19 protein-coding genes and 1 tRNA gene are annotated in these 24869 nt (G+C 67.9%); 5 read left to right on the forward strand and 15 right to left on the reverse strand.

The genetic code is table 11. The annotated features are described in order from the left end of the window. The 10 genes from TSH64_RS29120 to TSH64_RS29165 all read right to left on the reverse strand — a co-directional run bounded on the left by TSH64_RS29120 (position 1) and on the right by TSH64_RS29165 (position 12312). Complete coding sequence (locus tag TSH64_RS29120; RefSeq protein ID WP_109450358.1) at positions 1-591, reverse strand: GNAT family protein; 591 nt, start codon at positions 589-591, stop codon at positions 1-3. A 157-nt stretch (positions 592-748) separates the two neighbouring features. Further along, positions 749-2008 carry a pitrilysin family protein gene (locus tag TSH64_RS29125; RefSeq protein ID WP_109450360.1) on the reverse strand — a complete coding sequence of 420 codons (1260 nt, stop codon included), beginning with the start codon at positions 2006-2008 and terminating at the stop codon, positions 749-751. After that, a complete protein-coding gene (gene thrC / locus TSH64_RS29130) occupies positions 2005-3426 on the reverse strand; it encodes a threonine synthase (protein WP_109450362.1) in 1422 nt (473 codons plus the stop codon). Before thrC ends, TSH64_RS29125 begins: the two co-directional genes overlap by 4 nt. Before the next feature lie 263 nt (positions 3427-3689). Beyond that, positions 3690-4706 (reverse strand): tRNA dihydrouridine(20/20a) synthase DusA, encoded by a 1017-nt coding sequence (gene dusA / locus TSH64_RS29135; protein WP_109453135.1) that lies wholly within the window; start codon positions 4704-4706, stop codon positions 3690-3692. A gap of 143 nt (positions 4707-4849) precedes the next feature. Further along, positions 4850-4925, reverse strand: a tRNA-Glu gene (locus tag TSH64_RS29140). A 122-nt stretch (positions 4926-5047) separates the two neighbouring features. Beyond that, positions 5048-6844 (reverse strand): single-stranded-DNA-specific exonuclease RecJ, encoded by a 1797-nt coding sequence (recJ, locus tag TSH64_RS29145; RefSeq protein ID WP_109450364.1) that lies wholly within the window; start codon positions 6842-6844, stop codon positions 5048-5050. Between the two features lie 118 nt (positions 6845-6962). Continuing rightward, a complete protein-coding gene (locus TSH64_RS29150; protein ID WP_109450367.1) occupies positions 6963-9014 on the reverse strand; it encodes a molybdopterin oxidoreductase family protein in 2052 nt (683 codons plus the stop codon). 174 nt (positions 9015-9188) lie between these two features. Continuing rightward, positions 9189-10487, reverse strand: coding sequence for a TRAP transporter large permease subunit (locus TSH64_RS29155; RefSeq protein ID WP_109450369.1), 1299 nt, complete (start codon positions 10485-10487; stop codon positions 9189-9191). Beyond that, a complete protein-coding gene (locus TSH64_RS29160; protein WP_199237694.1) occupies positions 10484-11053 on the reverse strand; it encodes a TRAP transporter small permease in 570 nt (189 codons plus the stop codon). Before TSH64_RS29160 ends, TSH64_RS29155 begins: the two co-directional genes overlap by 4 nt. Positions 11054-11289: 236 nt before the next feature. Next, on the reverse strand, positions 11290-12312 hold the full coding sequence (locus tag TSH64_RS29165) for a TRAP transporter substrate-binding protein (RefSeq protein ID WP_109450371.1): 1023 nt from the start codon (positions 12310-12312) through the stop codon (positions 11290-11292). 176 nt (positions 12313-12488) lie between these two features. Here TSH64_RS29165 and TSH64_RS29170 point away from each other — a divergent pair, with 176 nt between their 5' ends. The 3 genes from TSH64_RS29170 (at position 12489) to TSH64_RS29180 (ending at position 17142) form a co-directional block, all read left to right on the forward strand. Then, positions 12489-14708 carry a PAS domain S-box protein gene (locus TSH64_RS29170; RefSeq protein ID WP_109450373.1) on the forward strand — a complete coding sequence of 740 codons (2220 nt, stop codon included), beginning with the start codon at positions 12489-12491 and terminating at the stop codon, positions 14706-14708. Next, positions 14705-15301 (forward strand): response regulator, encoded by a 597-nt coding sequence (locus TSH64_RS29175; RefSeq protein ID WP_109450375.1) that lies wholly within the window; start codon positions 14705-14707, stop codon positions 15299-15301. Before TSH64_RS29170 ends, TSH64_RS29175 begins: the two co-directional genes overlap by 4 nt. A 122-nt stretch (positions 15302-15423) precedes the next feature. Beyond that, the gene (locus TSH64_RS29180) at positions 15424-17142 is read left to right on the forward strand and encodes an ATP-binding protein (protein ID WP_109450377.1); all 1719 of its coding nucleotides are present in this window, start codon (positions 15424-15426) and stop codon (positions 17140-17142) included. A gap of 28 nt (positions 17143-17170) precedes the next feature. On the opposite strand, the gene TSH64_RS29185 is transcribed toward TSH64_RS29180, so the two are convergent. Further along, positions 17171-18478, reverse strand: coding sequence for a pentapeptide repeat-containing protein (locus TSH64_RS29185; protein WP_109453138.1), 1308 nt, complete (start codon positions 18476-18478; stop codon positions 17171-17173). Positions 18479-19038: 560 nt separating this feature from the next. On the opposite strand from TSH64_RS29185, the gene TSH64_RS29190 reads away from it, so the two are divergent. Beyond that, positions 19039-19674: a DUF882 domain-containing protein gene (locus TSH64_RS29190; protein ID WP_247873207.1), complete on the forward strand. Its 636-nt coding sequence runs from the start codon at positions 19039-19041 to the stop codon at positions 19672-19674. A 313-nt stretch (positions 19675-19987) separates the two neighbouring features. Further along, positions 19988-21490 (forward strand): calcium-binding protein, encoded by a 1503-nt coding sequence (locus TSH64_RS29195; RefSeq protein WP_109450379.1) that lies wholly within the window; start codon positions 19988-19990, stop codon positions 21488-21490. Between the two features lie 68 nt (positions 21491-21558). Here the strand turns inward: TSH64_RS29195 and TSH64_RS29200 are convergent, their stop codons facing one another. The 4 genes from TSH64_RS29200 to TSH64_RS29215 form a co-directional block, all read right to left on the reverse strand. Further along, positions 21559-22059 (reverse strand): DUF934 domain-containing protein, encoded by a 501-nt coding sequence (locus tag TSH64_RS29200; RefSeq protein WP_109450381.1) that lies wholly within the window; start codon positions 22057-22059, stop codon positions 21559-21561. Continuing rightward, complete coding sequence (locus TSH64_RS29205; protein ID WP_109450383.1) at positions 22046-23737, reverse strand: nitrite/sulfite reductase; 1692 nt, start codon at positions 23735-23737, stop codon at positions 22046-22048. The genes TSH64_RS29200 and TSH64_RS29205 overlap by 14 nt, the downstream gene beginning before the upstream one ends. 57 nt (positions 23738-23794) lie before the next feature. After that, positions 23795-24082 (reverse strand): DUF2849 domain-containing protein, encoded by a 288-nt coding sequence (locus TSH64_RS36460; RefSeq protein ID WP_109453140.1) that lies wholly within the window; start codon positions 24080-24082, stop codon positions 23795-23797. Between the two features lie 130 nt (positions 24083-24212). Further along, the gene (locus tag TSH64_RS29215; protein ID WP_109450385.1) at positions 24213-24770 is read right to left on the reverse strand and encodes an NAD(P)-dependent oxidoreductase; all 558 of its coding nucleotides are present in this window, start codon (positions 24768-24770) and stop codon (positions 24213-24215) included. Between the last annotated feature and the right edge of the window lie 99 nt (positions 24771-24869).

Here is a 24869-nt window from a genome sequence, read left to right on the forward strand (position 1 = left end):
CTAGGCCTGCCACTCCTCCCGCAGGATGGCGTAGAGGACATGATCACGCCATGCGCCGTCGATGCGCAGGTAACCACGGGCATAGCCTTCGTGGAAAAAGCCGACCTTTTCCAGCAAACCGCGGCTCGGCAGGTTGGTCGGCAGGCAGGCGGCCTCGACCCGGTGCAGGCCGAGCTGGCCGAAGGCGAACTCCAGGGCCAGCCGGGTGCCGCCGGAGACATAGCCGTTGCGGGCGTAGGGCTGTCCGGCCCAGTAGCCGAGCGTCCCCATCTGCGCCACGCCGCGGCGGATGTTGGTGAGGCCGAGCCCGCCGACCAGCGCGTCGGTCGCCCGGTCGAAGATCAGGAAGCTGTAGCCGAGATCGTCCCGCCACTCCTGCGCCTGCCGCCGCAGCCGCCGGGCGAAGGCGGTGCGCGTCAGGGCATCGGCCGGCCAGGTGGGCTCCCAGGGCGTCAGGAAGCCGCGCGAGGCGGCCCGAAGATCGGCCCATTCCCGCCAGTCGCGGGGCAAAGGCGGCCGGATGTAGCAATGCGATCCGTCGAGCCGGATCGCGGGAGGACTGATGAGGCCGCTGCCGAGAAGGCGGATCATTGAGTGACCACCCTTCCTCTCCCGCCTTCGCTCAGGAGAAGAGGGATCCGCATCCCGGTCCATCCACGCAGTGCAACCCCCTCACCCCGCCCCTCTCCCCGGGGGGGAGAGGGGGACGAGTGCGGGTGGGAAGTGGGGACCGCCACCGTCTTCATCGTCAGGCGAGGCGCTCCGCGATGCGGTCGTAGCTTTCCAGCTTGGCGATGGGGCCGAGAGCGGCCACGGTCGGACGGCTGGCGCGCAGGCGGGACGCCGCCTTGACCACGGACTCGCGGTCGACGCCGTCGATCTTCGCCACGATCTCTTCGACCGGAACCGGGCGGTCGTAGATCAGGACCTGCTGGCCCAGCTGCTCGCAGCGCGACATGGTGCTTTCCAGCGCCATCAGCGTGCCTGCCTTCAGCTGGGCGCGGGCGCGGGCGACCTCGTCCTCGGTGACGTCGGCGCCGACCTTGGCGATCTCGTCGCAGACGACGGGAACCAGCTCCGCCACCTCGTCCTCGCCGGTGCCGGCATAGACGCCGAACAGGCCGCCGTCATGATAGCCGCCGGTGAAGGTGTAGATGGAATAGACCAGCCCGCGCTTCTCCCGCACCTCCTGGAACAGGCGGGACGACATGCCGCCGCCGAGCAGGGTGGAGAGCACCGAGTGGGCGTAGAAGTCGGGGTCGTGCACCCCCACCCCGTCGAAGCCGAGCACGAGGTGCATCTGCTCCAGGTCACGGTCCTCGCGGAAATCGCCGCCGGTGTAGCGGGCGGTCTCCGGCTTGGGCGGTGCGCCGCTCGGCAGGTCGCCGAAGGCCTTCATGGCGAGGTCGACCATCCGGTCATGCTCGATCCGGCCGGCGGCGCTCAGCACCATGCCGGGGGCACCGTAATGGCCGGCGATGTAGTCGACCAGCGCCTCGCGCGGCAATGCGCCGACGATCTCCGCCGAGCCCAGCACCGGACGGCCGATGGCCTGCCCCGGATAGGCGGTGGACTGGAAATGATCGAAGATGATGTCGTCGGGCGTGTCGGCGCTCTGGCCGATCTCCTGCAACACCACCGTGCGCTCGCGCACCAGCTCCTCGGCGTCCAGCGTGGAGTGCTGGATCATGTCGGAGAGGATGTCGAGCGCCAGCGGCGCATCCTCGTGCAGGACCTTGGCGTAATAGGCGGTCTGCTCGCGGGTGGTGTAGGCGTTCAGCTGGCCGCCGACATTCTCGATCTCCTCGGAGATGCGGAAGGCCGAACGGCGCCGGGTGCCCTTGAACAGCATATGCTCGACGAGGTGGGCGACGCCATTGACGCTCGCCGCCTCGTTGCGGGTGCCCACCCCGACCCAGCAGCCGAGCGAAACGGACTGCACGTCGGGCATGGTGTCGGTCGCGACGCGAAGCCCGTTGGGCAACGTCGTCACACGAATGGAACTCATGCGGCCTCCTGGGCGGCGCGGGCGCGCTTGGTGACGAAGTCCTGGACCGCCGCCAGATCGTTCGGCAGGTCGGACAGGCGCTCCTCGCGCACATAAAGATCGGACAGGCGCGGCGGCAGGTCCGGCCGGCGGCCGGTCGCCTTTTCCACCGCGTCGGGGAACTTGGCGGGATGGGCGGTGGCGAGAACCACCATGGGAACGGTCGGATCGGCCCGGCCGGCGGAAACCGCCGCCTTGGCCGCCCCGATGCCGACCGCCGTGTGCGGGTCGAGCAGATAGAGGCTGTCCTTCCACACCTCGGCGATGGTCTCCATGGTGGCGGCCTCGTCCACCCGGTGGCCGGAGAAAATGGCCAGCGCGCGGGCGAGCTGCGCGTCGGTCACCGCGAACCTGCCCTCGGTGCGGAAGCGGTTCAGCGCCGCCGTCACCGTGGTGCCGTCGCGGTCGAGCAGGTCGAACAGCAGCCGCTCGAAGTTGGAAGAGATCTGGATGTCCATGCTGGGAGACAAGGTAGGCACGACAGGCGCCGCGACCATGCTCCCACTGGCGAAAAAGCGCGCCAGGATGTCGTTGCTGTTGGATCCCACCACCAGCGTCTCGATCGGCAGCCCCATGGAGCGGGCGCCATAAGCGGCATAGACATTGCCGAAATTGCCGGTCGGCACGGTGAAGGCGATCTTGCGGTCCGGGACGCCCAGCGCAACGGCAGCAGTGAAGTAATAGACGATCTGGGCCATGATGCGGGCCCAGTTGATCGAGTTCACCGCCGACAGCCCCATCCGGTCGCGGAAGGCGCCGTCGTTGAACATCGCCTTCACGAGGTCCTGGCAATCGTCGAAGGTGCCGTCCAGCGCGATGTTGTGGACGTTGGACGACAGCACACTGGTCATCTGCCGGCGCTGCACCTCGGACGTGCGGCCCTTGGGATGCAGGATGAAGATGTCGACGTTCTGGCGGTCGCGGCAGGCCTCGATGGCGGCCGAACCGGTGTCGCCGGAGGTGGCGCCGACGATGGTCACCCGCTCCCCGCGCTTGGCCAGCACATGGTCGAACAGGCGGCCGAGCAGCTGCAGCGCCACGTCCTTGAAGGCAAGCGTCGGCCCGTGGAACAGCTCCAGCACCCAGGTGGTCGGGTCGACCTGCACCAGCGGGGTCACCGCGGCATGGTCGAAACTGGCATAGGCGTCACGGACGATGGCGCGGAACTCGTCCTCGGCGATGGAGCCGCCCAGGAAGGGCAGCATCACCCGGACGGCGATCTCGCTGTAGGGCAGCCCGCGCATGGCGCGGATGTCGTCGGCCGTGAACTGCGGCCAAGTCTCCGGCACATAGAGGCCGCCGTCGCGCGCCAGCCCGGCAAGAAGGACGTCCTCGAAACCCAAGACCGGGGCCGCGCCCCGCGTGCTGACGTACCGCACCGCTTACACTCCGTCCGATGAAGTGGGCATAGTTAGCGAGGACCCCGCCCGCACGCAAGCGGTGCGGGACGCACGGCGCATATTCCCGATGGTGGGGGCGCCCGACGGCTTCGGGTAGAACGCTTGAAACACCATGAAACGGTTTCGTGGGGTGTGTTCAGTGTTCAATCCGGCCCGACCCGTGCGGCTCCGGATGGACGGCATGGAACAGAGTGAAACGGTTCCCCGGAGATGTTCCATCGTTCCATCCCGGCCCGATCCTCTCACGCAGCCTCCTCGACCACCTCGTCGGCACCGCGCCGGCGCACCAGCGAGGCGGCGCGTTCCAGCACCTCCGGACCGGCGCCGGGGCGGTGGGCGTTCTCGGCGATGTGGCGGCGGTAGGCACGGGCGCCGGGCAGCCCCTGGAACAGGCCCAGCATGTGGCGGGTGATCGACGACAGCGGCGTGCCGACCGTCATCCGTGCCTCGATGTAGGGCAGCATCGCCTCGATCACCGTATGGCGGTCGGGTCCGGGCTCCCCGCCCATCAGGCGGCGGTCGGCGTCGGCCAGCAGATAGGGCGTCTCGTAGGCGGCGCGGCCGATCATCACGCTGTCGAGGGTGCCGAGATGCCCCTCGGCCTCGTCCAGCGTGCGGATGCCGCCGTTGATGGCGATGGTGAGATGCGGATATTCCGCCTTCAGCCGGTGGACGAGGTCGTAGCGCAGCGGCGGGATGTCCCGGTTCTCCTTGGGGCTGAGGCCCTTCAGCCAGGCCTTGCGGGCATGGACGATGAAGTGCGTGCAGCCGGCGGCGGAAACGGTGCGGATGAAGTGGTCGAGCGTCGGCCATTCCTCCATTTCGTCGATGGCGATGCGCGACTTGACTGTGACCGGGATCGACACCGCCTCGCGCATGGCGCCGACGAGGCGTGCCACCAGATCGGGCTCAGCCATCAGGCAGGCGCCGAAGCGGCCGGACTGCACGCGGTCGCTCGGGCAGCCAACGTTGAGGTTCACCTCGTCATAGCCCCACTCCTCGGCGATGCGGGCGCAGGCGGCAAGGTCCGCCGGATCCGACCCGCCGAGCTGGAGCGCCACCGGATGTTCCGCCGCATCGAAGCCCAGCAGCCGCTCGCGGTCGCCATGCAGCACGGCACCCGTGGTCACCATCTCGGTATAGAGCAGGGTCGAGCGCGACAGCAGACGGTGGAAGTACCGGCAATGCCGGTCGGTCCAGTCCATCATCGGGGCGACGCTGAGGGGGATGGCGGAGGTGACGAGGTTCGGAGCGGTCATCGCGGTCAGCTCTGCTGCGGCCGGAAAAATCAGGATGGGCGAAACGGGATCGGCGGGCAACCGCCGGGCATAAATTCTGCCAAAAGCAAAAGGCCCGGCTATGCAGCCGGGCCTTCCTAACTTGTCGCGCATCCTGGAGAAGATGGCGTCCCCGACGGGAGTCGAACCCGTGTCGCCGCCGTGAAAGGGCGGTGTCCTAGGCCTCTAGACGACGGGGACGTCGTTCGCGGTGACGCGCTTTCTAAAGATCGGAGCCGCCGAGCGCAAGCGCTTTTTTCCATCCTCCGATACTTTTTGCGCCCTGCCCGCCCCCATGCCCCACCCCCATGCCCCGCCAGTGCTCAGGCCGAGCGCGCCGGTGCCGCGTCGTCGATCAGCAACTGGACCCCTTCCGAGCCGTTCCAGCGGTCGATGCGCAGCACGCCGGCAAGATGGAACGGCGTGCCGCGGCCGGTCAGCAGGGCCTGGCCCATGTCGCTGTCGAGCGCGCGGAAGGCGATGGCCTTCAGCCGGGCACCGTCATTGCCTTGCAGGATGCAACGGACATGGTTGGCGCCCACCACGTCGGCACGCACGACGCGGGCATCGGCGATGGCGAAGCGCGGCTCGGAATTGCCGGTGCCGTAGGGGCCGAGCTTGTCGAGCATCGTCACCAGACCGACGCTGGCGCCACCGACCGACAGGGCGCCGTCCAGTTCCAGCGTCGGCACCAGCGGAGCGGACGCCACCTGTTCGGAGATGCGGCTGTGCAGGAAGTCGCGCAGCGCATCGATCTTGTCGCCGGCCACGGTGAAGCCCGCCGCCATGCGGTGGCCGCCGCCGGCCAGCAGCAGCCCCTCCTGCCGGGCGGCGATCACCGCCGAGCCGAGATCGACGCCACGGACGGAACGGCCGGACGCCTTGCCGATGACGGTGCCGTCGGCGGTTTCCTCCAGCGCCACCACGCAGGCCGGGCGGCTGTAGCGCTCCTTCAGCCGGGCGGCGACGATGCCGATGACGCCGGGATGCCAGCCGGCGCCGGTGACGAAGACCAGATCGGTCGTGCGCCCGGCCTCGGCGGCGACGCGCTCCAGCGCCTCGTCGAGGACCGCCTGCTCGATGGTGCGGCGTTCGGCGTTGTGGCCTTCCAGCCGCTGGGCCAGTTCCATCGCCTCGATGGGATCATCGGTGGAGAGCAGGCGGGCGCCGAGGTCGGACGCCCCCACCCGGCCGCCGGCATTGACGCGCGGCCCGAGGACGTAGCCGGCATGGTAGGCGTCCGGCTTCTCCTTCACCCCCGCCACGTCGGACAGGGCGGCGAGGCCGGGGTTGGCGCGCCGCGCCATCACCTTCAGCCCCTGCGCCACCAGCGCGCGGTTCAGCCCGGTCAGCGGCACCACGTCGCACACCGTGCCGAGTGCCACGATGTCGAGCCACTCCATCAGGTTGGGCTCCGCCCGATCGCGGTAGAAGCCGGTTGTCCGCAGCACCCGGTTGATGGCGACGATGGTGATGAAGGTGACGCCGGCGGCGCAGAGCGTGCGGTAGGCGCCGTCCTCGTCCAGCCGGTTGGGGTTGACCAGCGCGACCGCGGGGGGCAGGCGCGGTTCGGCGGCATGGTGGTCGAGCACGACGACATCCAGCCCGGCCTGGGCGGCGGCTTCCAGGGCGGCGAAGGCGGAAATGCCGCAATCGACCGTCACCACCAGCCGCACCCCCTCCCCTTTCAGGCGAAGCAGCGCCGGGGCGTTGGGGCCGTAGCCCTCGGTGATGCGGTCGGGGACATAGACGCGGATGTCGGCGCCGAGCGAGCGGAAGAAGCGGCGCAGCAGGGCGGCGGAGGTGGCGCCGTCGACGTCGTAGTCGCCGAAGACGGCCACCGGCTCGCCGTCGCGGATGGCCCGCGCGATGCGCTCGGCCGCCGGGTCCATGTCGCGGAAGCGCGACGGATCGGGCAGCAGCGCCTTCAGCGTCGGGTTGAGGAAGGTCTCGCAGCTGTCCTCGGTGACGCCGCGGGCGGCCAGCACCCGGCCGACGATCTCCGGCAGCCCGCGCCCCTGGGTGAGAGCCTGCGCCTGCCGCTCGTCGCAGGGCCGCGCCTGCCAGCGCTTGCCGGACAGGGAGTGGGCGACGTTGAGGAAGGCGGCGGGCTCGGTCATGGCGGTGCTGCACGGTCTCTCTGGGATGGGGGCACAGCCATAGCAGAGATGGGGGCGCGGCGCACGGGTGGGTATGGACAGGGGTGGGATGTGGCCGTGGGAGTGGAGGTGGGCGGCTTTAAGCCGCCCGCATCCACACCGCGGTGTCGTGGAACGCCGCACCGCCGGCCGGCGGCACCGGCTCCGGGGAGGTCAGGCTGTTGATGCCCATGCCCTCGACGAAGGCGCTGTTGGGCCAGATGCCTTCGACGATCACCACGCCGCGCGGCACACCGGCGAAGGACTTGGCATGGACCACCACGCTGCCCTGCGGATTGCCCAGCCGCACCGCGTCGCCATCGGCCAGACCCAGCCCCGACGCGTCGTCCGGATGGATCAGCGCGGTGGGACGGCCTTCGCGCTTCTGGGCGGTCAGCGTCTCGGTGAAGGAGGTGTTGAGGAACTGGCGCGCCGGGGCGGTGACGAGGCGGAACGGGTGATCCGCATCGGCGTCGCGGGCCGGGGGCATATGGTCGGGCAGCTCCGGCATGCCGCCATAGGGGCCGAGCGCCGCCCAGTCGGGGGCGAAGCGGAACTTGGCGTCGGGGTGGGCGAAGCCGTTGAGGAAATGCGAAGTCTCGAAATCGGGCTGGGCATCGATCCACCGGTCGGCGGTCAGGGTCGCCGCGTCGCCGAGGTCGGACGCCTTCAGCATGGCGTCGATGATTTCCAGCGCGGTCATGCCGAATCCCGGATGCTCGGCGCCGACGCGGCGGGCGAGTTCGCTGATGACCCAATGGTTCTCGCGCGCCTCGAACTGCGGCTCGATCACCTTGCGGCCGATCAGGATGTGCATCTGGCCGCCGCCGCGGTAGATGTCGTCATGCTCCAGGAAGGTGGTGGCGGGAATCACCAGATCGGCCAGCTTGGCCGTGTCGGTCATGAACTGCTCATGCACCGCCACGAACAGATCCTCGCGCAGGAAGCCCTGGCGGACGCGGTTGGAATCCGGGCAGATCGTCACCGGGTTGGTGTTCTGGATCAGCATCGCCGTCACCGGCGGGCCGCTGGTCAGGTCGCGCGGGTCACCGGTCAGGACAGCGCCGATACGCGACTGGTCGAAGCTGCGCACCGACTTGTCGAGACGGTCCAGCCCCTCCGACAGGGTCTTGTCCAGCTTGTAGATGCCGGACGAGCAGTAGAGCGCGCCGCCGCCCTTGTGCTGCCACGCCCCGGTGACCACCGGCAGGCAGGAGACGGCATGGACCTGCGCCGCCCCATTGTGGGCGCGCGACAGGCCGTAGCCGACACGCAGATAGCTGCGCTTGGTGGTGCCGTAGAGGCGGGCGAACTCTTCGATCTCCGCCACGGTCAGGCCGGTGATGGATGCTGCCCAATCCGGGGTGCGGCTGGCGAGATGCGCCTCCAGCGCCGCGGTGTCGCCGGCCAGCCGGGCCAGATAGGCGCGGTCGGCGTAACCGTCGCGGAACAGCACATGCATCACCGCACAGGCCAGCGCCCCGTCGGTGCCCGGCCGCAGCATCAGGTGCAGGTCGGAGACCTCGGCCGTGCCGGTGCGGTAGGGGTCGATGGTGACCAGCTTCGCCCCGCGGCCCTTCCGGGCGCGGCTGACATGGGTCATCACGTTGACCTGGGTCGCCACCGGGTTGCCGCCCCAGTTGACGATCAGGTCGCTTTCCGCCATCTCGCGCGGGTCGGCGCCGCGGATGTCGCCATAGCCGGCGAGCCAGCCCATGTTGGCCGGCGTGTCGCACACCGTGCTGGTCTGCCGCGAATAGCCCTTGGCATGGCGCAGGCGCTGGATGCCGCCGCGCTGCACCAGACCCATGGTGCCGGCGTAGAAATAGGGCCAGACGGCTTCTGGGCCGTGGGTGCGCTCGGCGGTCAGGAAGGCGTCGGCGATGCGGTCCAGCGCCTCGTCCCAGCCGATCGGCTTCCATTGCCCGGAGCCCTTGGGGCCGCTGCGCAGCAGCGGGGTCTTCAGCCGGTCCGGCGAATGCACGCGCTCGGCATAGCGGCTGACCTTCGCGCAGATGACACCGGCGGTGTAGCTGTTCTCGGCGGCGCCGCGCACCTTGCCGATGCGGTCGGGGGCGAGGCGTTCCACCTCCAGCGCGCAGGTGCTGGGGCAATCGTGCGGACAGGCGGTGGGCAGGAACTGGGCCGACAAGGCTAACCTCTGGTCTGGCTGGCGGCGGGGTGGCCCAAAGTTTAGGCCCTGCCCCGCGCCGGCTTCAATGCGCAACAATGTATGGGTACAAAAAAGCGGGGCCGCGAAGTCCCTTGTCCGGACTTCGCGGCCCCTGCCGATTTTAGCGAGAAAATCCCCTGGCGACTTGCGGCTTTACATGAAGCCGAGCAGGCGCGGGAACCACAGCGTGATCGCCGGGACATAGGTGACGAGGCCGAGGAAGATCAGCATCGTCAGCAGCCACGGCCACACCGCCACCGTCAGCTCGGTGATGCCCATCTTGGTGATGCCCGAGGCGACGTAGAGGTTCAGGCCCACCGGCGGGTGGCACATGCCGACTTCCATGTTCACGATGATCAGGATGCCGAAATGCACCGGGTCGATGCCCAGCTTCATGGCGACCGGGAACAGGATCGGCGCCATGATCAGGACGATGGACGACGGCTCCATGAAGTTGCCGGCGGCCAGCAGGATGATGTTCACCACCAGCAGGAAGACCCACACGCCCATGTTCTGGTCGAGGATCCAGGCCGCCATGTTCTGCGGGATCTGCTCCGACGTCATCAGGAAGGAGAAGAGCACCGCGTTGGTGATGATGTAGAGCAGCATCGCCGACATGCTGGCGCTGTCCAGCAGCACCTTCGGCACGCGGCGGAGCGGCATGTCCTTGTAGACGAAGACCGCGACGACGAAGGCATAGACCGCGGCCATCGCCGCCGCCTCGGTCGGGGTGAAGATGCCGCTGTAGATGCCGCCCATGACGACGATGATCAGCAGCAGGCCCCAGAAGCTTTCGCGCAGGGCGTGCATGCGCTGGGCAAAGCTCGCCTTGGGCAGGCGCGGATAGCCGAACTTGCGGGCACGGAACCAAGTGGTGAAGCCGAGGAAGCAGGCCAGCATGATACCCGGCACCACGCCGGCGATGAACATCTGGCCGATGGAGGCGGCCTGCGGGTGGCCGGTGGTGGCGACGCAGTACATCACCATGACGATGGACGGCGGGATCAGGATGCCGAGCGCGCCCGAGGTGGTGACGATGCCGGCGCCGAAATTCTTCGGGAAGCCCTGCGCCACCATGGCCGGCAGGATGATCGAGCCGATGGCGACCACCGTGGCCGGGCTGGAGCCAGACACCGCCGCGAACAGCGCGCAGGCCATCACGCCGGCAAGGCCGAGGCCGCCATGCCAGTGGCCGACCATCGAGGTGGCGAAGTTGATCATGCGGCGCGCCACGCCGCCATGGGTCAGGAAGTTGCCGGCCAGGATGAAGAACGGGATCGCCATGATCTCGAACTTCTCGATGCCGGTGAACAGCTTCAGGGCCACGGCGTCGATCGGCACGTCGGTCATGAAGAACAGGAAGGACAGAACGGTCAGGCCGAGCGAGATGGAGATCGGCATGCCGGTGAGCATGAGGGCCAGCAGAAGCCCGAAGATGATGGCGGCGTTCATGCCGGGCCTCCTTCCTTGGCGGCTTCGACCGGGTCGATGCCGTCGACCTGGGCGTGGTCGTGATGGGGCAGTTCACCGGTGCGGACGAAGGTCCAGGCGACCTGGAGGAAGCGGAAGCACATCAGGTAGGAGCCGAGCGGCACCGCCAGATAGATGATCCACATCGGCCATTCCAGATCGGCCGACACCTGCTCGGTCTCGGAGATGTGGTAGACGAAGCGGGCACCCAGCGACCCGACGATCAAGGTGAACAGCGCGCCGGCACCCAGCCCGAACAGCACGAACTTGGCACGCAGGTGCGGTTCCATCCGGTTGATGATGACGTCGACGCCCACATGGATGCCGGTGCGCACGCCATAGGCGGCGCCGAACTTGGCCATCCACACGAACATGTAGATGCACAGCTCCTGCGCCCAGGCGAGGTTCCAGTGCAGCACATAGTCCTGGATGTAGGGAACGCCGGAGAAATAGCGGTGGACGACGGACGCGAAGATGACGAGCGTCGCCCCGGCCATGAGCGACGCGATCAGCGTCTCCTCAAGCCGGTCGAGTAGTTTCATGAGCATGTCGGGGGGATCTCCCGGTCGGCGGAGATGGTCTTAAAGGCTGGATAGCCGCAGCACGACCCTTAGCGCTTCAGTCGGCCGTCATCCCCGCGCAGGCGGGGATCCAGGCGGCTGCCGGAGCGGAATGGATCGTCGAAGCTGGATTCCCGCCTGCGCGGGAATGACGGCCGGACAGTGTGGATGCCGGTTTGGAGTGGACGACGCCTTCCGGTGGAATGGCGTCGCCCGCCCTCAAATTACATCTTGAAGCCGGCCGCGGCCGATTCCTTGTAGATCGCTTCGATCAGGTCCTTGCCGACGCGGGATTCGGCGTCCTTGTGGACCGGCTTCAGGGCCTTGACCCAGGCTTCGCGCTCTTCCTTGGTCTGGGTGTGGAACTCGGTCTTGCCGGACGCCTTCATCTGGGCCAGCGCAACGTCGTTCTCGTTCTGGGCGATGTCGTTGGCGTAGTCGGTCGCCTCCTTCATCGCCTCTTCCAGCTTGCCGCGGACGTCGGCAGGCAGGCCTTCCCAGAACTTCTTGTTCACGATGACCGCATAGCCGAGATAGCCGTGGTCGGTCAGGGTGGCGTTCTTCTGAACCTCGTGCATCTTCTGGGTGTACATGTTGGACGGCGGGTTCTCCGTGCCGTCGACGACGCCGGTCTGCAGCGCCTGGTACACTTCGGAGAAGGCCATCACCTGCGGCAGGGCGCCCAGCGCGCGCATCTGGGCGTCCAGAACCTTGGACGACTGGATGCGCATCTTCAGGCCCTTCACGTCCTCCGGCTTGATGAGCGGCTTGTTGGCGCTCATGATCTTGAAGCCGTTGTCCCAGTAGGCCAGCCCGACGATGCCCTTGGACTCCAGCTTCTGGAACAGCTTCTTGCCGATCTCGCCCTTGGTGACGCGCTGGAGGACTTCCTTGCTCGGGAAGATGTAGGGCAGGTCGAAGACCTCGAATTCCTTGGCACCCAGCGGGCCGAACTTGGCCAGCGACGGGGCCAGCATCTGGACGGCGCCCAGCTGCAGCGCCTCAAGCTCTTCCTTGTCCTTGTAGAGCTGGCTGTTCGGATAGACCTCGATCTTCACCTTGCCGGCGGTCAGCTTCTCGGCCAGTTCCTTGAACTTCTCGGCACCCTTGCCCTTCGGCGTCTCCGGCGCGACGACGTGGCTGAACTTGATCACGATCTGGTCCTGGGCCCAGGCCGTCGAAATCGCCATCGGCGCCGACATCATGCAGCCGACCGCCGCCGCGCACAGGAGCTTCACGAGTTTCATAGGTGCGTCCCCCTCTGGTATTCATTGTAGACGGGACTGACTGTTCGGCCCCGTACTTGTTGCGCATTGTTCATGATCGGACGAATTGCGGCTATTGTGGATATCCGCAGAGTCGGCCTATTCCACTTTCGTACGGTCCCGCCATCCCCTGCCCCCATATTTTCGTGTCCACCCCGATGCCGAAGCCATCCCGCACATCCAGTCCTGCCGTCCGCATCGGGCGGGCGGTGCCGCATGCCATGCCGGTGGTGGCGATGGCGCTGGTCGTGGTGCTGCTGGGCGCCTTCCTGTGGCTGTTGCAGCGCAACGAGCGGGAGGAGGAGGCGCTGGCGCTGATCAAGGACGCGCTGTGGGTGGAGCAGAACCTGCACTTCCAGCTCGCGTCCGACGAGGACAAGCTGGAGAGGCTGGCGGAGACGCTCAGCCGAATCGAGGCGGGCCGGGTTGAGGTGGATCTGCGGCAGTTCGCCGCAATGGCCCGGCTGGTGGTGAACACCAACCCGGCGATCGAGCGGGTGCTGTGGCTCGACGCCCGGGGCCGCACCCTGCTGGCCGAGCCGCCGCTGCCGGGGAACGGCGGAACGGATGCAGCATCGGAACCGGCCGGCGCGGAGGGCATGGCCCGCGACGACGCGGTGCGGATCGCGCGGTCCTCCGGCCTGCGGGCCTATGGCGCGCCCTACCGGATCGACGCCACCGACCGCGGCTTCGACGCCGCCTTCCCGCTGTTCCGCGACGGCGTCTTCGCCGGCACGCTGGTCGGCGTCTTCTCGTTCGAGGCGATGCTGACCCACCATGTCCCCTGGTGGTTCGCCCAGCGCTACCAGTTGGAGGTGGTCGACGCCACCGGCGCGGTGCTGGGTTCGAAGTCGCGCATGTCGGTGCCGGGCTCCATGGCAGGACCAACCCCCGACCCGGCGCGCAGCCACCTGATCCCGTTCGATCCGCCCGGCCATGGGATGGCCCTGGTCGCCACCGCCTACCCCACCGACTCCAACGTCACCCGCACCGTTCTGGTGGCGGCGATCTTCGCGCTGACCGGATCGGCATTGTGGAGCCTGTGGTCGCTGCGCCGGCACATCGCCGGCCGCCTGCGCGCCGAGGAGGCGCTGCGCGAGGAGCATGCCTTCCGCAAGGCGATGGAGGACAGCCTGACCGTGGGCATGCGCGCCCGCGACCTGGAGGGGCGCATCACCTACGTCAACCCGGCCTTCTGCCGGATGGTCGGGCTGGAGGCGGAGGACCTGATCGGGCGCGGCCCGCCGGCGCCCTACTGGCTGCCGGAGGAGATCGACCGGGCCGAGGCCGCCTTCCAGGACGTGCTGGCCGGCCGGGCGCCGGAAAGCGGGCTGGAGATGCGTTTCCAGCGTGCCGACGGCGAGCGGTTCGAGGCGCTGATCTACGAGGCGCCGCTGATCGACGCCAACGGGCGGCAGACCGGCTGGATGGGCTCCGTCCTCGACATCACCGAGCGCAAGCGCGCCGAGGAACTGGCCCGCCAGCAGCAGGAGCGGCTGCAACAGACCTCCCGCCTGATCACCATGGGCGAAATGGCCTCCACCCTGGCCCATGAGCTGAACCAGCCGCTGTCGGCCATCGCCAGCTATTGCACCGGCTGCCTCAACCGGCTGCGCTCCGACCGCTGCGACACCCAGGAGGTGGCGGCGGCGCTGGAGAAGCTGGCCGCCCAGGCCAAGCGCGCCGGGCTGGTGGTTCGCCGCATCCACGATTTCGTGCGCAAGCGCGACCCCAAGGTCGCCCCCTGTTCGCTGGCCGAGGTGCTGGAGGACTGCGTCGGGCTGGCCGGCAGCGATGCTGCAAGGCTGGGCGTGCGGGTGGAGCTGGATGCCCCGGCCGACCTGCCGCCGGTCACCGGCGACCGCATCCTGCTGCAGCAGGTAGTGCTGAACCTGATGCGCAACGGGATCGAGGCGATGGCCCGCACCCCGCGCGCCGACCGCCGCCTGACCGTCACCGTCCGCCAGACCGATTGCGACGGCGGTGGGGACGGCAAGGACGGGGACGGGGATGGAGCCCGCCTGCTGCTGACCGAGATCCGCGACCATGGCTGCGGCGTCGCCCCCGACGTGGCCGACCGCCTGTTTTCCCCTTTCTTCACCACCAAGCGCGAAGGTATGGGCATGGGGCTGAACATCTGCCGCTCCATCGTCGAGCACCACCGCGGCCGGCTGTGGTTCGAGACGGTGGCGCCGGAGGGAGATGGAGACGGGGACGCAACGGGGGCCACCGCCGCCGGCACCCGCTTCCTGTTCACCCTGCCCGTCCATGCCCGCACGCCTGACCGGTCGACAGACCCGCATCCTGGCGGCCCACATCCCGCCGGCCCGCATCCCGCCGGCCCTTTTTCCGATGACACTGCCGAGGCTGCCGAATGACCACGCTCCACATCGTCGACGACGACGAGGCCATCCGCGACGCGCTCGGCTGGCTGTTCCAGTCGCGCAACGTCCCGGTGGCAGGCTGGCCGTCGGCCGAATCCTTCCTGGAGTCGTGGCGGCCGGACACCGTCGGCTGCCTCCTGCTGGACATCCGCATGGAGGGCATGAGCGGGCTGGAGCTGTTCGACCGGCTGCTGTCCAAGGGCTGCCGCATGCCGGTGATCTTCCTGACCGGCCATGGCGACGTGCCCATCGCCGTCGGCGCCCTGAAGAAGGGGGCCCGCGATTTCGTGGAGAAGCCCTTCAACGACAATGAGCTGGTCGACCGCGTGATCGACGCGCTGGCCTTCGACGCCGAGCAGCGCGAGCGCGAAGCCGGCCAGGCCGGGCTGGCCGCCCGTCTGGCCACCCTGACCCAGCGCGAACGGCAGGTGATGGAGCTGGTCGTCGCCGGCCGCCTGAACAAGGTGATCGCCGACGAGCTGGGCATCAGCATGCGCACGGTGGAGGTCCACCGCAGCCATGTGTTCGAGAAGATGCGGGTGAAGACGGCGGTGGAGCTGACGCGGCTGCTGACGGGTGCCGCCTGATTGCCCCTTCCGATAAGAGAAAACCCGGGGAACGACGGAGGCGCCTGGAGTCCCCACCGGTCCCGTACTAGTCTGTCCGTACCACTCCGGTGGTCGTCCCCGACGGTCTGGAGCATCAGCGGTTGAGGTTTCGGTTACCCGGCTCCATCCTTGCCATCGGTCTGGCCGTGACGGCACCGCTGTTGCTGTTCGGCGCCGTGATGGTCTGGCAGCTCGACGCCCGCGACCGGGCGGAGACGGAGGATGCGCTGCAATCGGTGGCGCAGTCGCTGTCGCTGGCGGTCGACCGCGAACTGGCGAGCCAGCTGCGCCCGCTGGAACTGCTGGCGTCGCTGCTCCAGCCCAATGCCGACGATCTGCGCACCCTGTACCAGGAGACCACCACCGCCACCCACAGCCAGCCCGGCTGGCTGGCGATGGGGATGATCGACGCCGACACCGGCCGCTTCCTCTTCCACACCCATTACCCGCTGGGCGTCCAGCCGCTGCCGCCGCCCCGGCTGGACGATGTCACCCGCCATGTCATCGAGAGCCGCCGCGCGACCATCGGCGGCGTGCTGCCGCCCGGCGGACCGCCGGGTCGGCCGTCGCTGATCCTGCGCGCACCGATCCTCCAGTTCGACCCGGACCACCAGACCGACCGGGTGCGCTACATCCTGTCCCTGGCACTTGGGCTGGAGGGGCTGTCCAGCGCCCTGCGGACCCGCGACACCCCGCCGGAATGGACGGTCACCGTCATCGATCCGACCATGGTGATCGCCGCCCGTTCGCGCGATGCCGCCGCCTATCTGGGCCAGAAGGTCTACGCGTCGCTGGAGGCGCGGATCCGCACCGGCAGCAACCGCATGTTCGTCGGCCAGACCAAGGACGGGGTCGAGGTCCACTCCGTCATCCACCGCTCCTCCGAAACCGGCTGGGCGGTGGTACTGGGCGTGCCCTCGGCCCTCGTGCAGCAGAAGCTGAACGCCACCCGCATGACGGTGATCGGCGGCGCGGCTGCCGCCTGTGCTGCGACGCTGATGCTGGCGCTGCTGGTGTCGCGCGCCTACCGCCGCCGCCGCAGTGCCGAGGAGGAGGTGCGCCGTGCCCGCGAGGCGGTGCTGATCGAGCAGCGCCGCCGGCTGCAATCGGAAAAGGATCATGCCGAGGCGGCGAACCGGGCCAAGAGCGATTTCCTGGCCAACATGAGCCACGAGCTGCGCACCCCGCTGAATGCGATCATCGGCTTCGCCGAGGCCCTGATGTCCGGCATCTTCGGCCCCTCTCCGCCCAAGCATGTCGAATATCTGACCGCCATCCACCAGTCCGGCCGCCATCTGCTGGATCTGGTGAATGAGCTTCTGGACATGGCGAAGATCGAGGCCGGGCGGCTGGAGCTGTTCCCCGCCTGCGTCGCGCTGGGCGAGCTGCTGGAGGACTGCCTGTCGCTGATGGAGGCGCTGGCCCTGCGCAAGGGGGTGGTGCTGACCGGCGGCGCCATCGCGTCCGATCTTCAGGTCACGGTGGATGGGGTCCGCATGCGGCAGGCGGTTCTGAACGTCCTGTCCAATGCCGTCAAATTCACCCCGGCGGGCGGTGCGGTGCGGGTGGAGGCCAGGCCCGGACCCGGCGGAACCGGCGCCGTCATCGTGATCGCCGACACCGGCGTCGGCATGACCGCGGACGAGATGGTGATCGCGATGGAGCCGTTCCGTCAGGTCCACAACTACCTGACCAAGGCGGAGGCCGGCACCGGCCTGGGCCTGCCGCTGGCCCGCCGCTTCGTCGAGGCCCATGGCGGCACCCTGACCCTGGACAGCACGCCGGGCACCGGCACCACGGTGACGATCATCCTGCCGTGAGGAGGATTGCGGAAAGCGGCGCTTCGCCTCAGCCCCGGCGGGGCGGACGGCCGGGGAGCGTGGCGCGCTGAAGCTTTGCACCGGCCATGTCGGCGCCGTCCATGTCGGCGCTGTCGAGATTGGCGTCGGACAGGTTCGCCTGCACCAGACAGGTGCCGACCAGCAGGGCGCCGCGCATGTCGGCTCCCATCAGGTTGGCGGCCCAGGAGCGGCCGGTGGGGCGGCCAGAGGGATCCTTGATCGCCGCCGGGCCGAGCCGCACCCGCGTCAGGTCGGCACCGGTCAGCACGGCGTAGCTGAGGTTGGCGCCCGACAGGTCGGCGCCCATCAGGTTGGCGCCCTCCAGAGTGGCGCCGGACAAATCGGTCATCATCAGCCGCGCGCCGGTCAGCGCCGCCGCCGACAGGTTGGCCCCGCGCAACGAAGCGGCGCTGAGGTTGACGTTGCGCAGGTCGGCGCGGCTGAGGTCGGCACCGTCCAGGTCGGCCCGCTGGCCGCGCTGGCCGAAGCTGTCGATCCAGCGTTCATGGTCGAAGATGGCACGCTGGATTTCCGACCCCATGCTGTCGATGGGGCGGGTCATCTGTGCCGTGGCGATGCGGGTGGAGGACAGGTCGCAGTCGGCCATCCGCGTGCCGACCATGTCGGCCTTGTCGAAACGGGTGCCGTCCAGCGCCGCCCCCGACAGGTTGGCGCCGTTCAGACGCGCGCCGGTCAGGTCCGCCCCGGTCAGCACCGCCCCCGACAGATCGGCGTTCTGCAGCACGGCGCCGCTGAGGTCGGCCTCGGACAGGTTGGCGCCGCGCAGCACCGCGCCGGTGAGATCGGTGGGAATGCCGCCCTCCGCCGTCATGCCGTTCTGGAGACGGGCGAGCGCCGCCTTGTGGATCTGGCGGGCGCTTTCGGCATCCTGCGCATCGGGGCCGGTGCCGCGGCGGGCGGTGCCGCCCGGTTCCAGCGTGCCGGCCCGCAGGTCGGCGCCCTTCAAATTGGCGTTCGAGAAGTCGGCCGCGCGCAGCCGGGCGCCGCGCAGGTCGGTCTGCATCAGGTTGGCGCGGCTGATGTCGGCATCGCGCAGATCGACGCCGAACAGGTCGGCGCCGGCCAGATTGGTTCCGTTCAGCCGCCCGCGCGCCAGCCGCGCCCCGACCAGGCGGGCGCCGCGCAGATCGCGCTGCGACAGGTCCACCCCTTCCAGATCGGCCATGGCGAGGTTGGCGCGGGCGCCGCCCGGCTGGCCCTTGATCCAGCGGGCGTGCCGGTCCAGCACCTCGGCCAGCTGGTCGGGCCGAAAGAAGGAGACGGACTGGGCGGTCGGGGTGGTGGCGGTTGGCACGGACAACTCGACGCCGTGAAATGGTTACATCGCGACAATCATGCGGTTCATTCCTTACCGAAGGCTGAATGAACCCCCCTTTTGCGCACCCTCTTTCGGAGGATGCGGTTCAGCGGCCCGCCGGCATGGCGCATCGGCGGAAAAACGGTAATTCCAGCCGGGCTGCATAGGAAAAACGGAAGCTTGGCCATAACAACGGCCATAGGCCCCGACCCGTCCATCGCCGTTACCTTACCGCGTCAGTCCCGAGTCGCGCACGTTACCGTTCTGTAATCGAACCGGTTGCGAACGGGTCGCGAACAGCCACGGCCAGGGCTTCCCGCCCCTGTTCCGGGCAAGGCGGCGGAATCCCTCGACTCCTTCAGAAAACAGCATCGGTTAAGCAATGGTTTCTTGACAGAAAAGGCCACGGGCATCCTAAAAGTGTCCCACCTTTCGGATAAACGCACCGCAGCACGCCTTGACCTTAGCCAAGATGTGACTTTGGCCGTAACCGGGACGATGGGGTCCAGACGATGGATTTCGGCTGCCGGAGCGGAAAAACGGGATATGAAGGAAGAATGATGAAGGATGCGGACGCCCGGTCGATCACGACCGCACGCCCGAGCGTCGGCGAGAGCCACGCCACCGAACGCCGTCATCTTGATCGCCGCCATCTTCTGCGCGCCGGCCTCGGCCTGGCGGCGGTCGCCTCAGCGGGCGGGACCCTGCTGACCAGCGAAGAGGCGGAAGCTGCGGCGCTGCGCGCTCCGCCGCGGGTGCTGTCCCTGGTGAACCTGCACACCGGCGAGCGCATCAGCGCCGAATACTGGTCGCGGGGCAAATATGTCCGCGACGCGATGCGGGCCCTGAACCGCGTGCTGCGCGACCACCACAACAATTCGGTCCATGCCATCGATCCGAAGCTGATCGATCTGGTGCACTCGTTGAGCCGCAAGATCAACCGCCGCGGCCCGATCGAGATCATCTCGGGCTACCGCTCGCCGGAGACCAACGCGATGCTGCGCGAGGCCGACGGCAGCGGCGTGGCGCAGAACAGCTATCACATGCGCGGCATGGCGATCGACCTGCGGGTCCAGGGCCTGTCGACCCGCCAGCTCCAGCGCGCGGCGCTCAGCCTGCGTGGCGGCGGGGTCGGCTATTACCCGGACAGCAACTTCGTCCATGTCGACGTGGGGCCGCTGCGCCACTGGTGAGCGGCCTGACCACGGATTTACCGTGGGGTGGCATACCAATCTTTCAGACGTTCGATACGATGTGGCGCCAAGTCCGGACCGGGCTTCGGCGCCGCAGTCGCTTTCGGGTCACGCCTCCTGTCTCCCGCCGCAGGCTTCTGCGATGGTGGCCCGCCTTTGAACGCCTTTTCTGCAACTTTTGGAAAATGACGGTTGCGGCTCATTACCGCATCCTAGGGTAGATGTTTCCGTTTTGCCGGTCCGATATTTTTATTATCATTTCCACTCCACAATTTTTCGGAGCGCCGAGCTTCGCAAGTGGGGGGATAGGCATATGGGTTATCTGTTCGGTGGAAGCGGCAGCGAAACTCTGGTCGGCGGTTATGGTGACGACACGCTGGATGGCGGTGGCGGCAACGATCTCCTGATCGGCGGCATGGGCAACGACGTCTACATCGTGAACGGGACGGGCGCCGTCATCCAGGAATTCGCCTTCGAAGGCTTCGACGAGGTCCGAACCACGCTCAACGCCCAAACGCTCAGCGACAATCTGGAGCGCCTGACTTTCATCGGAACCGGCGACTTCCAGGGGACCGGCAACGCACTGGACAATATGATCGTCGGCGGGGCGGGGAACGATACCCTGACGGGCGGCGACGGCGTCGACACGCTGATCGGTGGCGAGGGCGACGATGTCTTCTATACGGATCACGCCGACGCACCTTTGCAGGGCGGGGCCGGATTCGATACCGTCTTCATCCAAAGCAACTTCGGAACCTATCTCGATCTGGCGGCGTGCAGCATCGAACGGGCCTATGGCGGCTCTGGAAACGACCAGTTGATTGCCGACGGAGCGGTCATCGGGCTTTTGATCGATGGAGGAGACGGCGACGACACGCTCGTTGGCGGCGCTTTCAACGACACGCTCTTCGGTGGCAATGGGCGCGACCAGATCGTCGGCGGGGCGGGCGACGATGTGATCTACATGGATACGACCGACACGGTCGACGCCGGAGACGGCTTCGACACCGTCTATGTCCATGGAAGCAACAGCATGGTCTTCATGAACACCGCCGGCATCGAACGGCTGTTCCTCGGAGACGGCAACGACCTCGTCTTCGCGCATCAGTCCGCCAGCGCAATCGAGATCGACGGCGGGGCCGGCAATGACGCCATTGAGGGCAGCGCTTTCAATGACACGCTCTGGGGCGGCGACGGCAACGATACGCTGGTCGGTGGGGACGGAAACGATGTCCTGTTCGGCGGGGCCGGCGACAACATGCTGTTCGGCGGCGACGGGGACGATGCTTTTTACATCGATACCCCGACGGTGGCCTTTCTGGTCGGCGACGGAGGTGACGACACGGTGTATGTCCGGTATTCCGGTGGCGTCAACTTGGCCCTCACCTACTCCATCGAGCATTTCTTCGGCGGGGCCGGGGACGACAGCGTCACCGCAGCCGACTCCTCCAACGGTCTGACGATGGACGGTGGGGGCGGCAATGATTCGCTGACCGGCAGCCGGTACAACGATTTCTTGTCCGGCGGAGACGGGAACGATACGCTGTTCGGTGACATCGGCAACGACACGCTGCAGGGCGGATCCGGCGCCGACCTGTTCAATCTTACGACCATCGACTCCGACGTCATCCTGACGGATTTCAGTGCCGCGGAGGGTGACCTGATCGGGCTGGGCATGAACAATTTCTATACGGTAAACGCCAATGCCCAGGGTGAGGCCGTTCTGACCATCACCAACGCCAACGGCACCCCGACCGTCACCCTCTCCGGGGTGATGGCACAGGACGTGTCGAGTTCCTGGTTCACCACCCTCTGAAATGAAGACGGCGCCGTCCCGGCAGGGACGGCGCCTTTCCCATTTGTCCCGGGCGGATGAAGACCGCCCTACCCCACCTTCAGCTTGCGGCGCAGCAGCGACAGCGGTGCTGTGTCGTCCAGGCTCGGCTGGAAGGCGATGGTGACCTCCGTCAGCGCGTTGGCCCAGCTGTCCGGGTTGGTGCCTTCCGGCGCCTCGACCGAGGTGAAGCCGGTGCGGACCAGGAACAGATACTGGTCGGGGATGACATGGCCGACCGCGCGGATCTCGCCGGTGTAGCCATAGCGTTCGCGCAGCTCGCGCGCGGTGGAGAAGCCGCGGCCGTCGCGGAACTTCGGGAACTCCAGCGCCACCAGGGAGAAGCGGTCGAGGTCGGCGGCGATGGCCCCCGCCAGCGTGCCGCTCTTCAGCCGCACGCCCAGCCGGGCGTTGCGGCCCTCGAAGCTGTCACGCTCCGCCTGCCAGCGCTCGAAGCTGATGATGACCGGGCGGTCGTTGGGGACCGGCTCGCCATCGGGGATGAAGCTCCAGGCGTCCTCGCCGATGCGCCCATTCTCAATCAGCGGCATAGATTCTCTCCTTGAACGGGGCATGGCCGACGCGGCGGAGCGTGTCGATGAAGCGCTCGCCCTCGCCCGTGCGGTTGGCGAGATAGACGTCGACGATGGCCTCGATGGCATCCACCGCCTCGGTCTCGGTCACCGCCGGGCCGAGGATGTCGCCGATTTCCGTGGTCAGCGTCGGGTCGCCGCCGACGGTGATCTGGTAATATTCGGTGCCCTTCTTGTCGACGCCGAGAATGCCGATGGCGCCGACATGGTGATGGCCGCAGGCGTTGATGCAGCCGCTGATCTTGATGCCGAGTTCACCGATGGTGCGCTGGCGGACCGGGTCGGCGAAGCGGGCGGAGATCGCCTGGGCCAGCGGGATCGCGCGGGCATTGGCCAGCGCACAGTAATCCAGCCCCGGGCAGGCGATGATGTCGCCGATCAGCCCGGCATTGGCGCTGCCCAGACCGGCGGCGTCGAGCCGCTTCCACAGGTCGTACAGCTCGTCCTTCTTGACGTGCGCCAGGACGAGGTTCTGGACATGGGTGACGCGCAGTTCGCCGAAGCTGTGGCGCTCGGCCAGATCGGCGACGAGGTCCATCTGGTCGCAGGTGGCGTCGCCGGGGATGCCGCCGGCCGGCTTCAGCGAGACGGTGGCGATGGCATAGCCCGGCGCCTTGTGCTCGGCGACATTCACCTCCAACCAGTTGGCGAAGGCCGGGTCGGATGCCTTGGCGCGCTCCAGCGCTTCGGAATGGTCGGGCAGCTCCTCCAAGGGCGGCGGGGCGAAATGCTGGCGGACCCCCTCGACGATCTCCGGATCCAGGCGGTATTTGGGCCCGCGCAGCCGCGCGAACTCCTCCTCGACCTCCTGGGTGAACTTCTCCAGCCCCAGCTCGTGGACCAGGATCTTGATCCGCGCCTTGTAGATGTTGTCGCGGCGGCCGTACTGGTTGTAGACGCGCAGGATGGCTTCGAGATAGGCGACGAAATCCTCCTCAGCCACCCACTCGCGCACCAGCTTGCCGACGAAGGGCGAACGGCCGAGACCGCCGCCGACATAGAAGGAGAAGCCGGCCTCGCCCTTGTCGTTGCGCCGTGCCAGCAGGCCGACGTCATGGATGCGCACCGCGGCGCGGTCGCTCTCCGCACCGGAGATGGCGATCTTGAACTTGCGCGGCAGATAGGTGAACTCAGGGTGCATCGTCGTCCACTGCCGCAGGATCTCGGCATAGACGCGGCCGTCGACCACCTCGTCCTTGGCGGCGCCGACGAACGGGTCGGTGGTGACGTTGCGCACGCAGTTGCCGCTGGTCTGCAGCGCGTGCATGTCCACCTCGGCCAGCTCATGCAGGATGGCCGGAGTGTCCTCCAGCTTGATCCAGTTGTATTGCAGGTTCTGACGGGTGGTGAAATGGCCGTAGCCGCGGTCGTACTTGCGCCCGATCTCCGCCAGCTTGCGCAGCTGGGTGGCCGACATCACGCCATAGGGCACGGCGATGCGCACCATGTAGGCGTGAAGCTGGAGATAGAGGCCGTTCATCAGCCGAACCGGCTTGAACTCCTCCTCCGTCAGCTCGCCGGACAGCCGGCGCTCGACCTGTTTGCGGAACTGCTCGACGCGCTCGGCGACGAACTGCCGGTCGATCTCGTCATAGTGATAGATGCCGGCACGGGCGCCGGGCGCGATGTGGTTCATGTCGATAAGCCCTCAGAGCCGCCGGAACGGCCAACGTTCATTCACCCGAACAGCCACTCAGGCGGCCTGCTTGCCCAGATCCAGACGGACGGTCGGGCCGGCGGTGCGGATGCGCTCGCGCATCGTCGCCGGGACCGGGACGCCGTCCTCATCCACCACCTCGAAGGCGTAGATGTCGACGCCGAACTGCTCGCGCTCGGCCTTCGCCTTGGCGTCGGCCAGCACGGCATCCGCCTCGGAGCGCTGGAACAGCGCAGCCTCGGCGAAGGACTCGACCCACACGCCATCCTTGCCCAGGAACACGACTTCCCCGTCGCGCAGGCGGTTGGCGGTGATGGCTTTCATCGATCCTTCCTTCGATCGATCCTTGGCCGACATCTGGCTCTCCTGGCTGGTCGTTCTCGAACGCGTTTGGTGTCTTAACCCGAACCGTCGGCGGTCCGGCAATGAATTCGGCGGCCCTGCCGTCAGACGGTCATGGCAGCCATTTTTCCCGCTCGATCAACTCGCGGCTTTCACGGGCGACCTCGGACATCGACGCCCCTTCCGCCCGGCGGCGGTTGCGAAGCCCGGCGATGGTGCGCAGCCGCTCCGCCCACTCCTCCGGGAACAGGGCCTCCAGCCGCTGGCGCAGCAGGCTGGCGAGAGTCGGGCTGCGGCCGCCGGTGGAGACCGTCATCACCAGATCGCCACGCCGCACCACGGAGGGCGAGTGGAAATCGCACAAGGGGATGACGTCCTCGACATTCACCAGCACGCGGCGCTGCCGCGCAAGTTCCGCCAGTGCCGTCTCGATCGAAGGTCCCAGCCCCATCACATACAGCACGCCGACCCTGTCGAGATCGGATGCCTCCGGCAGAGCCCGCACCAGACGGTCGCCGGCGAGAGCCGCCAATTCCCCATCCGGTTCCGGTGAAAAGACCTGCGGATCCGCCCCGCCCTCGCGAAGCTGCGTCAGACGGCGCAGCGCGAGCGGGCCGTTGCCGGCCAGCGCAATCGCCACCCGCGCCGGGTCGAGCGCCAGCGGAATCATGTCCGCCTCACCGAAACGGGCGAAATCGGGCGGGCGGCTGCGGCGCCGATGACCGGGATCCTGTGCATGGCGTCATTTAGCCCGGCCGCCGCACGACAA

It is taken from the genome of Azospirillum sp. TSH64 (genome assembly GCF_003116035.1).
Lineage (GTDB): Bacteria > Pseudomonadota > Alphaproteobacteria > Azospirillales > Azospirillaceae > Azospirillum.

Coding starts and splice junctions, on each gene's coding strand:
- TSH64_RS29125 (WP_109450360.1), bottom strand. CDS start 2,008: ATGAGTTCCATTCGTGTGACGACGTTGCCCAACGGGCTTCGCGTCGCG.
- TSH64_RS29175 (WP_109450375.1), top strand. CDS start 14,705: ATGACCACGCTCCACATCGTCGACGACGACGAGGCCATCCGCGACGCG.
- TSH64_RS29155 (WP_109450369.1), bottom strand. CDS start 10,487: ATGAACGCCGCCATCATCTTCGGGCTTCTGCTGGCCCTCATGCTCACC.
- TSH64_RS29200 (WP_109450381.1), bottom strand. CDS start 22,059: ATGCCGCTGATTGAGAATGGGCGCATCGGCGAGGACGCCTGGAGCTTC.
- TSH64_RS29190 (WP_247873207.1), top strand. CDS start 19,039: ATGATGAAGGATGCGGACGCCCGGTCGATCACGACCGCACGCCCGAGC.
- TSH64_RS29165 (WP_109450371.1), bottom strand. CDS start 12,312: ATGAAACTCGTGAAGCTCCTGTGCGCGGCGGCGGTCGGCTGCATGATG.
- TSH64_RS29205 (WP_109450383.1), bottom strand. CDS start 23,737: ATGAACCACATCGCGCCCGGCGCCCGTGCCGGCATCTATCACTATGAC.
- TSH64_RS36460 (WP_109453140.1), bottom strand. CDS start 24,082: ATGAAAGCCATCACCGCCAACCGCCTGCGCGACGGGGAAGTCGTGTTC.
- TSH64_RS29215 (WP_109450385.1), bottom strand. CDS start 24,770: ATGATTCCGCTGGCGCTCGACCCGGCGCGGGTGGCGATTGCGCTGGCC.
- dusA (WP_109453135.1), bottom strand. CDS start 4,706: ATGACCGCTCCGAACCTCGTCACCTCCGCCATCCCCCTCAGCGTCGCC.
- TSH64_RS29120 (WP_109450358.1), bottom strand. CDS start 591: ATGATCCGCCTTCTCGGCAGCGGCCTCATCAGTCCTCCCGCGATCCGG.
- TSH64_RS29195 (WP_109450379.1), top strand. CDS start 19,988: ATGGGTTATCTGTTCGGTGGAAGCGGCAGCGAAACTCTGGTCGGCGGT.
- TSH64_RS29160 (WP_199237694.1), bottom strand. CDS start 11,053: ATGCTCATGAAACTACTCGACCGGCTTGAGGAGACGCTGATCGCGTCG.
- recJ (WP_109450364.1), bottom strand. CDS start 6,844: ATGACCGAGCCCGCCGCCTTCCTCAACGTCGCCCACTCCCTGTCCGGC.
- TSH64_RS29170 (WP_109450373.1), top strand. CDS start 12,489: ATGCCGAAGCCATCCCGCACATCCAGTCCTGCCGTCCGCATCGGGCGG.